Below are 12,957 nucleotides of genomic sequence, written 5' to 3'. Positions count from 1 at the left end.
CGGCTTGGAACGCCCAACCCCGTTCCAAGCCGTTTCCTGCACACCGTTCAAAACATTACGGCTTCTTCACGCCAAACGTCCCCAGCACCGCCGTTTCACCGCCCAAGCCCGAATGGGCTTTCTGCTGCAAACCGCTATACGTAAACAAGCCCGCCGCTTCTTCCGCCTTCGGGCCGAAAAACGCCCCGCGCAAATGATGCGCAGCGTGCGGACGCCCCTGCAACTCATTACCGTCAATCACCCCGTGTATCGCGGGCAAATCCGCAAAACGCTGCTCCTCAGGGCGGAACTCGGCACGGAACGACTTGGCATCAAAATCCACGTCCAACACCGCCGAGCCTTGCACATTCACCAAAGGACGCAAATTTTCAAAATGCGCCGCAAACCGCCGCGCATCATCGCTCAATTGCGTGGACAAAGACAGCCCCGTATAGCGCACCTTGCCCCGTTGCGCCGCCACCACCGGCGCGGGCGTGGTTTGACCTTGGAAAAACAGAGCCGAATCCACCGTCTGAAACACGGCATCTTGCTTTTCGTCCACACCCGCATACCAGCCGTAACGGGCATAACGCAAATTGTTGCCAAACGCCTTTTCCGTGTTTTTGTCGTTGCGCACAAACACCTTGCCCGCGAAATGGGCAGGCACCAAAGCAATGCGTTTGCCGTTCAACACCAGCGTATTGATTTCGTCCTGACGGCTGACGGTTTCCGTACGCACCTCGCTTTTGCGCGGCAGCACCAAGGTTCCCACCTGCGCCGCAGGCACACTGATGACCACACCGCCCAAAGCCACTTTGCCGACCGGCGTGTTGTTCGGATTGGCATCACGCGAATATTCGCCACCGGTATGGGGACGGCTGCCGCCGCCACTGCTGCCGCACGCCGCCAGCAGCACTGCCGACAACAGCACGGCAAACGTTTTTCCTTTTTGCAAGATTTTCATGAATTTACTCTAATATTTTGAAAAACAGACATTATACGGGAAAACGCTTGCCCCGTGCGTGCCTTAAAACGACACATTCACGCCAAACACCACGTTCCGTCCGGGGCGCGGAACGTAAGGCAGGTGCGAATGATGCACATAAACCTTTTGATTCAGCAGATTGTACACGTCCAACGACAAACGGTAATCCGCGCCGCCGATGCGTTTTTTGTAGGCAAGCCCCGCATTGAGCAGATGGTAGCCGCGTGATTTGTCTTCGCTAATCGGCTCGGTGGTCAAATCGCGTCCGCTAATACCTTCTTTTTCATCTGATTCTTTTTCATCGGAAGTTTTTTCGCGGATAAAGTAGGAATCGGAAACTTTGTTTTGGGCAAACACGCGGGTGTATTCCAGCGAAGCCGACCAGTTATCGCGGAAGGATTTTTCCCAACGCAGCCCCAAACGGGCGGGCGGTACGCGCGGCGCATTGCGGTTGGGGCGGGCGATGGTTTGCACGCCCAGCGATTCGGGCGGGCAGAATTGTTCCAAGCCTTCCTCATCGTAGCACCACGGATAATCGGGGTCGTCATACGGGTCGTAATCTTCATCATCGCTTTTCGGATTGGTGTCGCGAAACATTTCCCTGCCGCGCACATCGGGCAGCCCGAACAGTTTGCCGCGCACCAAATCGCCGAACAGGGTGATTTTGTGTTCGGGCGAGAAATGGTAGCCGACTTCGCCCTCAATGCCGTTGAACCGCGCTTGCGACTGAATGTAGCGGCGGGTATGAATGTTGCCGATTTTGCGGATGTTTTCGCCGTGAATATAGTTGCGGAAACGGTTTTGGTACACGCTCAGTTTCGCGTCCCATTTTTCCGAATCGTGCTTCCAGCCCAGTTCAAAATTATTGGAACGTTCTTTTTTCAGTTGGCTGTTGCCGAATTCGTAGGAATTGGTGGCCAAGTGTTTGCCGTGATAATACAGCTCCATCGGCGCGGGAATGCGCTCGTTGTGCGATGCGGTAAACGACAGGCGGTTGGCGGGGGTGATGTCCCACAGCAGCGTGCCGGAATACGACAGGGCGTTTTCTTTGCGCGGACGCAGGTCGGGCGCGGCGTGGGGTTTGTTGTTGGCGGAATCGCGCACCACCGCGTCCAGCGACAGCAGTTGTTTGTCGTAATGCACGGGCAGGCTTTGTTTTTCCCAGCGTGCGCCCGCTTCAAGGGTGAGGTTTTTGTAGCGGAACTGTTCCAAACCGAACAGGCTGAAACGGCGGTCGGTGTGGTCGGGCAGCAGACGGCGGCGCCAAGATGCCAATGCGCCGGCGGGGAAGCCGGAACGGGGAGTAAGTTCGGCTTTGCCGCGCAAGGCGGTGTATTGTGCGCCGAACAAGCCTTGCCAATTGTTGGTGGGGCGGTGATGGACTTCGATGCGGGCATTGCTGCCTTTGCTGTTGAAAATGCTTTCGGGCGTGCCTTTCAAACGGGCGGCTTCTTTTGCCAAGCGTTCCACGATGCCTGCGGATTCGCCGGGTGAAACGTAAAATTTGCCGTCATGCAATTCATCGTGGTGGTATTGGGCATGGGCGAGGGTGAGTTTGATTTTGTCGATGCCCGCCAATGGTTTGTGCCATTCGCCGCGCACGTCCCAGCGTTTGGCGGTCATGTCCACCCAAGGGCCGCCCGAGCTGTGGTCGTGGTTGTGTCCGTAGGGGCTGTCGTGGCTGTGTTTGGCATTGTGTTCGTGCCCCATGCCGCCGTGTTCGTGGGCATATGCCAAATCGCTGTCGTCCATCAGGTGGGGATAGACGTTGAGATACATGCGCTGCGGGCGGGAAGGGTCGGCGGCGGTGCTGAAGATGTGCATTGATGTGGCATCAAGCATGTGGTTGTGTCCGGGCAGACCGTATTGGTCGCGGCGCACGCTGTAGGACGCGCCCAAATAGCCTTTGCTCCCCACCCAAGACACGCCCAGCGTGCCCACCCGCGAACGGTTGTGCGAATCGGGCAGGTAGTGGAGCGTTTCGCCCAATTTGATGCCGGGAACACGGTAGTTTTCGGCACGGCGCAACAAGCCTTCGGCACGGACGGCAAAGTGTTTGCCCAGCCCCAGCGTTACGCCGCCGTTCAAGGCTTTTTCGCGGGCGGCGGTGTCAAAACGCAGTGCGGCTTCGCCTTCGGCTTTGCCCTGCGGAAGCTGTTCGGGAATGCGGCGGTCGGCGATGTTGACCACGCCTGCGGGCGAGGCGGCGGCATACAGCAAAGTCGGCGTGCCGCGCACCAATTCCACTTTTTGCGCCAGCAGCGTGTCGGCGGCAACGGCGTGGTCGGGCGAGAGTGCGGACATGTCCACCACGTCCGAGCCGTTTTGCAGGATTTTCACGCGCACGCCCTCCTGTCCGCGAATCACGGGCGCACTCGCGCCGCCGCCGAAAGGATTGCTGTGCACGCCGGTTTCACCCGCCAGTGCATCGCCCAAAGTGGCGGGACGGCTTTGGAATTTCTCGCCGGCAATGATTTTGTCGGAAGCCTTTTGCTTGCCGCCGAAGGGCAAGGCAGAAGTTTGGCGTTTGCCCGTTGCGGTAACGGACGGCAGCGACTGCCCGTCATCGGCAAGCGCATACACGCTGCCCAGCATCAGGGCAAACGGCAGACACAAAAAACGTTGGGAACACATGGTTGTTTTAATATGTTATACCATAATACTTAATTGTAAAACAAAGCCCGTTTTTCGGCAAGATTGCGTAAAGTATAACGGCACGATTAAATTTTTAAGATAAAAATCAATAAAATAGGAAAACACCGTCATTCCCGCGCAGGTGGGAAGCCACTGCACGATGCTTGGCAAGCGATGTTTCATCAACGCTTTTTTAAATTTGTTTTGGATTCCCGTCTGCTCGGGAATGACGGCTATTTAATGATGCCACGCCCCCAATCCCAACAGCACGGCACAACGCAACAATGCGCCGTTTCCGGCGGAACACGGCGCATTGGGCTTGTTGTCAATTGATGATGCGCCTTAGGGCGTGCCATCATTTAAATTTTTCCAATAAAAATCAGTACAATATAAAACATTCCGTCATTCCCGCGAATGTGGGAATCCACTGCACGATGCTTGGCAAACGATGTTTTATCACAGTTTATTGTGCTTCGATGTGGATTCCCGCCTGCACAGGAATGACGATGCCGTGTTTTTTCGGTCAATCGATGACAACCTTAAGCGGCTTTTTTAAACGCGGCATCTGCCTGCTCAAAACGCTGCTGCACTTCTTTTACCGGCGCTTTGCCCGCCAGCGACACGCCCACCACCGTCAAAGCGCACACGATAAAGCCCGGCACGATTTCATACAGGCTGCTGCCGGTAAGCGGCTTCCACGCCACCACCACCGCCGCGCCCGCAATCATGCCCGCCAAGGCACCGGCGGAAGTCATGCGTTTCCAAAACAGCGACAAGATGACGACAGGCCCGAACGCCGCACCGAAGCCCGCCCAAGCGTAGGACACCAAGCCCAGCACTTTGCTTTCGGGGTCGGCGGCAATCAAAATCGCAATCACCGCCACTGCCAGCACCATCACGCGCCCCACCCATACCAATTCGTTTTGCGGGGCATTCGGGCGCAAAAAACCTTTGTAAAAGTCTTCGGTAATCGCGCTGGAACACACCAGCAGTTGGCACGACAGGGTGGACATCACCGCCGCCAAAATCGCCGACAAAATCACGCCCGCAATCCACGGGTTGAACAGCAGGGTGGTCAGCGCGATAAAGATGCGTTCGGGGTTGTCGCCCATGACCGCCGCGTCTGCCGTATTTTTGCCGAAGTAGGCGATGCCGAAGTAGCCCACCGCCACCGCACCCGCCAAGCACAATACCATCCACGTCATGCCGATGCGGCGGGCGTTGTCCAACGATTTCACGCTTTCCGCCGCCATAAACCGCGCCAAAATATGCGGTTGCCCGAAATAGCCCAAGCCCCACGCGGCGGTGGAGACGATGCCGATAAAGGTGGTGCCTGCCATCAGGCTGCCGTATTTTTTGCCGGTGCTTTGCGCGGCTGCCTGAATCGCGGCGCTCATTTCGTCTGCACCGCCCAATGCCAGATACACCATAATCGGCGTGAGAATCAAGGCAAAAATCATCAAGGTGGCTTGAATGGTGTCCGTCCAGCTCACCGCCAAAAAGCCGCCGATAAAGGTGTAGGCGATGGTTGCGCCCGCCCCCAGCCACATCGCTTGGGTGTAGCTGATGTCAAACAGGCTTTGGAACAGCCGCGCCCCCGCCACAATGCCGGAAGCGCAATAAATGGTAAAGAAAAACAGAATGATGGCGGCGGAAATCACCTTCATCGCCTGCCCTTGCGCACCGAAACGGTGGTAAAAATAATCGGGCAAAGTCAAGGCATTGTTGTTAAACTCGGTATGCACGCGCAAACGCCCCGCCACCAAACGCCAGTTGAAATATGCGCCCACCACCAAGCCGATGGCAATCCACGATTCGCTCATGCCCGACAAATACACCGCGCCGGGCAAGCCCATCAGCAGCCAGCCCGACATGTCGGACGCACCTGCCGACATCGCGGTAACAAAGCTGCCCAAGCTGCGCCCGCCCAATATGTAGTCGTCAAAATTGCGCGTGGAAAAATACGCCGCCAAACCAATCAGCAGCACCGCAATCAGGTAGATGCCGAAGGTAATGTACATCGGATTCATAAACTTATCCTTTTGATGTGTGTTGTGGTTGCAATGGTTTGTGTGGCATACGGGGCAAACTGTTGCCGTATGGCAGGTTAAAGCATTGCAACCTGAATGCGCGGAGCAAAACCGCACCGTTATGCGTTCCCAAGCCGGAACGGAACGCGCCATTTAACCGCACTTGGGCGGCTTCCGTCAAGATTGGTGAAAAAAGGTAAAGCCGTTTGTGGTGCACTGTCCGCACTTGCTCGGGTACAAAAAAAGCGGAATCCGCTCGGGATTCCGCTTGTTGCGGTTGGTATGGGGCGTGTCAGCCTTCGATTTTCACTTCCACGCGGCGGCCTTCGGCATTGTCGCCTTTGCCCCCCATCGTGCTTTCGGGCTTGCGCAATTCGATGTTTTCGATTTTCACGCCCTGCTGAACCAAAAACGCTTGCACCGCTTCGGCACGACGTTTGGACAAACGCTCGTTCGCCGCCGCATTGCCGGTGCTGTCGGCAAAGCCGCTCAACACCAGTTTTTTGCCCGCTTTGGCGGCTTTCACCGCTTCGGCAGCCACTTGCGCGGCTTCGGGCGCGACATCGCTTTTCGCGGTGGCAAAGTAGAACTTCAGCACGCCGTTTTCCAACTTCACTTCGGCTTTGTCGGCGGCGGGTGCGGCAGCAGACGCGGCGGCAGCCGTTGCGGCGGAGGCGGCGGCGGGCGCAGATGCGGCGGGCGCGGCGGCAACAACGGAAGCAGCAACGGAAGCGGGTTTGGCAGGCGCATCGAGCGCGGCGGCGGGCGTTTTGCCGCCGACCGCATTTTGCGAATCGGTGGGCAGAGCCTTGCCGTCAGGGTGCGACTTGCCCCACACGAACGCCGTCAGCATGTGGATTTTGTCCTTACTCAAAAAGCCTTCCCAAGCGGGCATTTGGTTGTGGCGTCCGCCGGTAATCGTTTCGATAATCGCTTTTTCGCTGCCGCCCCACAGCCACACGTCATCGGTCAGATTCGGCGCCATGCCCTGATTGCCCGCACCGTTTTCGCCATGGCACACCGCGCAGTTGGCGGCAAACACTTCCTTGCCGCGCACGGCACGGTCTTCATTATGCTCGCGGCCGGACAGCGACAACACATAGTTTGCCGCATCTTTCACCCGTTCTTCGCCCAACACGGGGCCCCAAGGCGCCATCACCCCCACACGCCCTTTGGCGATGCTTTCGTGGATTTTGTCGGGCGTACCGCCGTAGAGCCAGTCGGCATCGGTCAGGTTCGGGAAGCCCCGCGAACCTTGCGCGTCCGAACCGTGGCACTGGATACAGTAGGTGTTGAACAGATTTTGACCGATTTTCATCGCCTCATCGTGCTTGGCGACTTCTTCGGGCTTCATTGCCGCATATTTGGCATACAGCGCGGCGGTGTCCTTTTCGCCGTCCGCCATTTCCTGCTCGTATTGGCTTTTGCTCGTCCAATGCTTGCCGTTAAAGCCGATGCCGCGATAATCGCCCAAGCCCGGATAAATCGCCAAATAGCCGATGCCGAACACAATGGTCATGATAAACATCCAAAACCACCAACGCGGCAAACCGTTGTCGTACTCCTCAATCCCGTCCCAAGAATGGCCGGTGGTTTTCACCTCCTCACCTTTGGGCAAAGGCTTGACCTTGTTTTGCGACAACAACACCCATGCGACATAAACAAAAGACGCGACAACGATAACAACGATATACCAATGCCAAAAACCGCTCGTGAATTGTGATTCTTCCATTATTTTGCTCCGTGGTTACGGTTTGAACCGGCAGGGGGCGCATCGGGGGTATCGGGGTCGTCCACAATACTTTGCGCCGCGTCTTCATAACCGCTTTTGTTGCGCTTGTTCAGCACGATGTACAACACCAGCGCGAAACTCACAAACACCAGCAGGGTAAACAGGCTTCTTGCCGAATTCAAATCCATAATTGATTACCTTGTGTTTTTCAATGCCAAGCCCAAGCCTTGCAAATAGGCGACCACCGCGTCCAGCTCGGATTTTTCTTCCAGCATTTCGGGGGCTTTGGCAAGCTCCTCATCGGTATAAGGCACGCCCACCGCACGCAGTGCCTTCATGTGGCGCACCACCTGCTCGGGGTCGACCTTGTTGCGCGCCAGCCAAGGGAAGGCGGGCATATTGGATTCCGGCACGACATCACGCGGGTTAATCAGGTGGATGCGGTGCCATTCGTCCGAATAACGCCCGCCCACCCGCGCCAAGTCGGGGCCGGTGCGCTTCGAACCCCATTGGAAGGGGTAGTCGTACACCGATTCGCCGGCAACGGAATAATGACCGTAACGCTCGGTTTCGGCACGGAAAGGACGAATCATCTGCGAGTGGCAGTTGTAGCAGCCCTCACGAATGTAAATGTCGCGCCCCGCAACCTGCAAAGCATTGTAGGGCTTGACGTTTTTGGCGGGTGTGGTTACCTCTTTGGTAAAGAACAAAGGCACGACTTCAATCAGCAGACCGACACTGATGACCACCAATACGAAGGCAATCAGAAAACCGACCTTTTCTTCAACCAATGCTTGTAATTTCATTTTACTAGCCTACTCTTTCTGGTGCTTTTTAGTGGTGGTGTTGAATCGGCGTAACCGCAGGAATTTGCGCATCAACGGGTTTGCCCGCCGCAATGGTGCGGTACACGTTGTATGCCATCAGGAACATGCCGCTCAGATACAGCAAACCGCCCAATGCGCGAATGGCATAATACGGCATGGACGCGCTGACAGACTGGACAAAAGAGTAAGTCAGGGTGCCGTCGGGATTAAGCTGGCTCCACATCGAGCCTTGCATTACGCCCGAAATCCACATGGAGGTGATGTACAGCACCACGCCGATGGTGGCAATCCAAAAGTGTGCGTCAATCAGCTTCACGCTGTACATTTCGCGGCGGCCGAACAGGCGCGGAATCAGGTAGTAAATCGAGCCGATGGTGACGAAACCCACCCAGCCCAATGCGCCGGAGTGGACGTGTCCGACCGTCCAATCGGTGTAGTGGCTCAAGGCGTTGACGGTTTTGATGGACATCATCGGGCCTTCAAAGGTGGACATGCCGTAGAACGACAGCGACACCACCAAGAATTTCAAAATCGGGTCGGTACGCAGTTTGCTCCACGCGCCCGAAAGGGTCATGATGCCGTTAATCATGCCGCCCCAAGACGGCGCAAACAGAATCAGCGACAACACCATGCCCAAAGACTGCGTCCAGTCGGGCAGCGCGGTGTAGTGCAGGTGGTGCGGCCCCGCCCACATATAGGTGAAAATCAATGCCCAGAAGTGGACGACCGACAGGCGGTAGGAGTACACGGGACGGCCTGCCTGTTTCGGCACGAAGTAGTACATCATGCCCAAAAACGCTGCCGTCAGGAAAAAGCCTACGGCATTGTGTCCGTACCACCACTGCACCATCGCGTCAATCGCGCCCGAATACACGGAATACGATTTCATCGGGCCGGCGGGAACGGCAAGGCTGTTGACGATGTGCAGCAGGGCAACGGCAAGGATAAATGCGCCGTAAAACCAGTTGGCAACATAGATGTGCTTGATTTTGCGCGTGGCAATCGTGCCGAAAAACACGATGGCGTAAATGACCCAAATCACGGCAATCAGAATGTCAATCGGCCATTCCAGCTCGGCATATTCCTTGCCCGACGTGTAGCCCAAAGGCAGGGTGATTGCCGCCAGCACGATGACCAACTGCCAGCCCCAAAAGGTAATGGCGGGCAGAATGTTGCCGCCAAACAGGCGCACGTTGCAGGTACGCTGGACGATGTAGTATGAAGTGGCGAACAAACCGCAGCCGCCGAAAGCGAAAATCACCGCATTGGTGTGTAGCGGGCGGATGCGCCCGAAGTGGAACCAAGGTCCGATTTGCGACAGGTTCAATTCGGGCCAGCGCAGTTGGGCGGCGGCAATCACCCCCACCAACATGCCCACGATGCCCCAAACTACCGTCATGATGGCGAACTGGCGCACCACTTTGTAGTTATAAGTTTGCGTTTCCATGAACAATCTCCATTAACATGGCAATTAAAATCTCTTAAGATGTTTGTTGGTTTGTTTGGTTTGTCCAACGCACCAAGCCGCAGCCGGCACGCGTGCCGTTTGCTGCCCCGATGTGTCTGTCCGACAGCTTTGCGTTAAAACACGCAAAGACAACCTGAACGGCATTTTAAAACAAAACCCCCTTTCCTACCAACACAAATAATGGTAAAACGCCGCCTTTGCCCGCGCCTTCACACCGAAAATACGCGGCATCGGCGGGGGTGGCGGGAAATTTCCGCACCATTCTTGACTGAAGTCAAACATCGCCCCCGCACCAACAAATCTTAACAATCGGGCAGCTTTCAGGGCGGGTCATCAACGGCTTTGCACAGCGGCTTTTCAAACAAACACGCGCCAATACACAACGGCAATCCGCGCACCGCCGCACCGGTTCATGATGCCCCGCCCCTGCTGCCGACAAGGAATCCCAGCCATGCTCCGCTACACCGTTGTTCCCGACACGCTCGCCCGCCAATGGCACGTTTGTCTGACCTTTTCCCAAGCCGATGCCAAGGCGCAAACGCTCAAGCTCGCCAACTGGACGCCCGGCAGCTACATGATTCGCGATTTTTCCCGCCACATCATGAGCATTGCCGCCACCTGCAACGGCGAACCCGCCGCGCTGCGCCAAACGGCGAAAAACGCTTGGCAAACGCCCGCACAAAGCGGCGAATGGCAAATCAGCTACACGGTGTATGCCAACGACCTGTCGGTACGCGCCACGCTGCTGGACACGCAACGGGGCTTTATCGACGGGGCGTGCTTGTTTCTGTACCTGCCCGAGCGCACGGACGAGACCCACCAAGTCGTGTTTCAGGGCATGCCTGCGGCGTGGCAGGCGCACACCACGCTGCCGCGCACGGGCGAACACCAATTTGAAGCGCCAAGCCATGCCGAACTCATCGACCACCCGATTGAATGGGGCGCCGACAACGACGTGCTGGCATTCAGCGTGTGCGGCATCGAACACCGCATCGTGATTGGCGGACACCGCCGCGCCTACGACCGCGACCGCCTGACGGACGACGTGCGCCGCATTTGCGAAGCCGCATTAAACCTGTTTCCCCAGCCCGCGCCGTTTGACGAATACCTGTTTTTGCTGCATGTCGGCGCAGACATTTACGGCGGTTTGGAACACCGCAGCAGCACCGCGCTGCACTTCGACCGCGACGGCCTGCCCGACCCGCACATCGGCGATGCCCCGCCCGACCCCGCTTACACCCAGCTTTTGGGCTTGATTTCGCACGAATACTTTCATGCGTGGAACGTAAAATCCGTCAAACCCGCCGTGTTCGCTCCCTACGATTTGGACAAGGAAACCGACACTTCGCAATTGTGGATTTTTGAAGGCATCACCTCTTACTACGACGATTTGCTGCTGGCAAGAAGCGGCGTGATTCCGCCCGAACACTATTTGGATTTGCTCGCCCAAACCATCACCCGCGTGTGGCGCACGCCGGGGCGCAAACGGCAAACTTTGGCGGAATCAGGCTTTGCGGCGTGGCACAAATACTACAAGCAGGACGAAAACAGCCCCAATGCCATCACCAGCTACTATCAGCAAGGCGCGTTGGCGGCACTGTGTTTGGATTTGCGGATTCGCGCCAACAGCCCCTACAGCCTCGACCATGTGATGCAAAGCCTGTATCAGGACTGGTTGGACACGGGCGCGGGCTTGACGGCTGGCGCGTTCGAGCGCTGCGTGCGCGAAAGCTGCGGGGTGGATTTGGACGATTTTTTCGCCCTTGCCGTCCACAGCACGGAAGATTTGCCTGTGGCGGAATGTTTGGCAACGGTGGGGGTGGACATGTGTTTTTGCGCCCGCAAACGCAGCCATGCGGGTGCTTTGGTGGCGCTTTTGCCCGCCGGCAGTGGCGCTGCGCCCGATACGGGCTGCCGTTTCCGTCAGGAGCACGGGCGGGCGGTGTTGAGCCATGTGTTCAACGGCGGCGCGGCGGAAAACGCGGGGTTGAAGCCCGCAGACGAAATCATCGCGGTGGACGGTTTTGCCTGCACCGATTTTGCCGCGCAAACCGAAACCGCCGCCGGACAACGCCACGCACTGCATTTTTTCCGGCACGGGGTGTTGCACCAAACCGAGCTGACGGTGCAAAACGCGGCTGCCGAAACCGCGTTGTTGTGCATCGCCGACTACGACGCGCTCGTCCGTTGGCTCGCGCCGTTTTCCGCGCCCGCAATGGCGTGATTTCGGTTAAAATGGCGGTTTTGTTTTTTTGAAAGCCCCTATGTCCGCCCCCTACCCCGCCGGAGAACGCGCATGAGCGCCGTTGCCGCTTTGCTGCTGCCCGCCTTGGCATTGGCACTCGAGCTGTATCTGCACCGCAACGGTTTGCCGGTGATATGGCGGCGCAACACGTTGGCATGGTCGCTGCTGTGGCTGCTGCCCGCCGCGTTTGCCGGCGGTTTGTGGCTGCTGCACGATGTCGAAAGCGGCACGGGTTTTTTTGCCACCTATGTGTTTGCCAAAATTTGGCTGTGCGCCTACGTTCCCTATTTGCACCGCGCCGCCGCGCGCTTCAAGCTGCCCGACACATTGGGCAGGCACATGCGTTGTTGCGCCTTGGCGGCGGTGGCGGGGCTGTTGCCGCTATTGTGCGCCCTGACCGCCCTTGCCGACACTTTCGCCGCGCCCGTGCTGCACCTGCTGCTTGCGGCATTTGGCGGCTACACCGCGTGGCGGCTGCTCGAACACGCCGAACGCCCCGACCACGCACGCACCGAACGCCAAGCCCGCACCCTGCTGCACCGTTGGTTTCCCGTTTGGCCGCAACTGCACGGACGCAAACTGTGGCTCGCCCCCGCCGCCCTGCGGCAAGCCCGCCGCGATTTTCCCGACGTCTGCCCGACCCGCGCCCGCCACCCCCTGCCCAACGCCCCCACCCTGACCATACTGGCAAGCTGTTCGGCAGCAGCCGCATGGACGGGCGCATGGCTGCTGCTGCAAGCCCTGCCCGCCGCTTGGGCGTTTTCCGGACAATTTGCCCCCGTGTGCAGCGCCCTGTTGTGCGCCCTGCTCGGCACACACACCCTGTACGCCCGCCCCGAAGCCGTACAACAATACGGCACGGCATGGGAAAAACCACTGGTCGTCTTATTGTTTTTCGCCTGCTTCAAGCTGCTGCTGAACTTGAGCGACCGCCTGTTTGAACACGGCAGCGCGATTGACCGCCGCGCCGCACTGGCAGTGGTGCTGCTGGTATCGGCAGCCGGCATCGGCAACGTCCTGTACCGCGCCCGCCGCGCCCCCGCACAAGACTGATTCC

At 57.8% G+C, this 12,957-nt stretch carries 9 protein-coding genes; 2 read left to right on the top strand and 7 right to left on the bottom strand.

Annotation, left to right across the window (positions count from 1 at the left end):
* Positions 1-55: 55 nt before the first annotated feature.
* From G392_RS0102290 to ccoN, 7 genes are all read right to left on the bottom strand, one after another.
* On the bottom strand, positions 56-943 hold the full coding sequence (locus G392_RS0102290; RefSeq protein WP_027008919.1) for a transferrin-binding protein-like solute binding protein: 888 nt from the start codon (positions 941-943) through the stop codon (positions 56-58).
* Positions 944-1,006: 63 nt separating this feature from the next.
* Positions 1,007-3,598 carry a TonB-dependent receptor gene (locus tag G392_RS0102285; protein ID WP_051255527.1) on the bottom strand — a complete coding sequence of 864 codons (2,592 nt, stop codon included), beginning with the start codon at positions 3,596-3,598 and terminating at the stop codon, positions 1,007-1,009.
* A gap of 539 nt (positions 3,599-4,137) precedes the next feature.
* A complete protein-coding gene (putP, locus tag G392_RS0102280) occupies positions 4,138-5,628 on the bottom strand; it encodes a sodium/proline symporter PutP (RefSeq protein ID WP_027008917.1) in 1,491 nt (496 codons plus the stop codon).
* 292 nt (positions 5,629-5,920) lie between these two features.
* Positions 5,921-7,360 (bottom strand): cytochrome-c oxidase, cbb3-type subunit III, encoded by a 1,440-nt coding sequence (gene ccoP, locus G392_RS13210; RefSeq protein ID WP_084165897.1) that lies wholly within the window; start codon positions 7,358-7,360, stop codon positions 5,921-5,923.
* Positions 7,360-7,548, bottom strand: a complete 189-nt coding sequence (locus G392_RS0102265; RefSeq protein WP_027008916.1) for a cbb3-type cytochrome oxidase subunit 3 — start codon at positions 7,546-7,548, stop codon at positions 7,360-7,362. The genes ccoP and G392_RS0102265 overlap by 1 nt, the downstream gene beginning before the upstream one ends.
* Before the next feature lie 6 nt (positions 7,549-7,554).
* A complete protein-coding gene (gene ccoO, locus G392_RS0102260) occupies positions 7,555-8,166 on the bottom strand; it encodes a cytochrome-c oxidase, cbb3-type subunit II (protein WP_027008915.1) in 612 nt (203 codons plus the stop codon).
* Between the two features lie 28 nt (positions 8,167-8,194).
* Positions 8,195-9,634, bottom strand: a complete 1,440-nt coding sequence (gene ccoN, locus G392_RS0102255; RefSeq protein WP_027008914.1) for a cytochrome-c oxidase, cbb3-type subunit I — start codon at positions 9,632-9,634, stop codon at positions 8,195-8,197.
* 472 nt (positions 9,635-10,106) lie between these two features.
* Here ccoN and G392_RS0102245 point away from each other — a divergent pair, with 472 nt between their 5' ends.
* On the top strand, positions 10,107-11,879 hold the full coding sequence (locus G392_RS0102245; RefSeq protein ID WP_027008913.1) for a M61 family metallopeptidase: 1,773 nt from the start codon (positions 10,107-10,109) through the stop codon (positions 11,877-11,879).
* Positions 11,880-11,951: 72 nt separating this feature from the next.
* Positions 11,952-12,953 carry a hypothetical protein gene (locus tag G392_RS0102240; protein ID WP_027008912.1) on the top strand — a complete coding sequence of 334 codons (1,002 nt, stop codon included), beginning with the start codon at positions 11,952-11,954 and terminating at the stop codon, positions 12,951-12,953.
* Positions 12,954-12,957 lie beyond the last annotated feature (4 nt).

Origin of the sequence: Conchiformibius kuhniae DSM 17694, from assembly GCF_000428785.1 — a bacterium.
Lineage (GTDB): Bacteria > Pseudomonadota > Gammaproteobacteria > Burkholderiales > Neisseriaceae > Conchiformibius > Conchiformibius kuhniae.
This window is presented reverse-complemented; position numbering and strand designations above follow the sequence as displayed.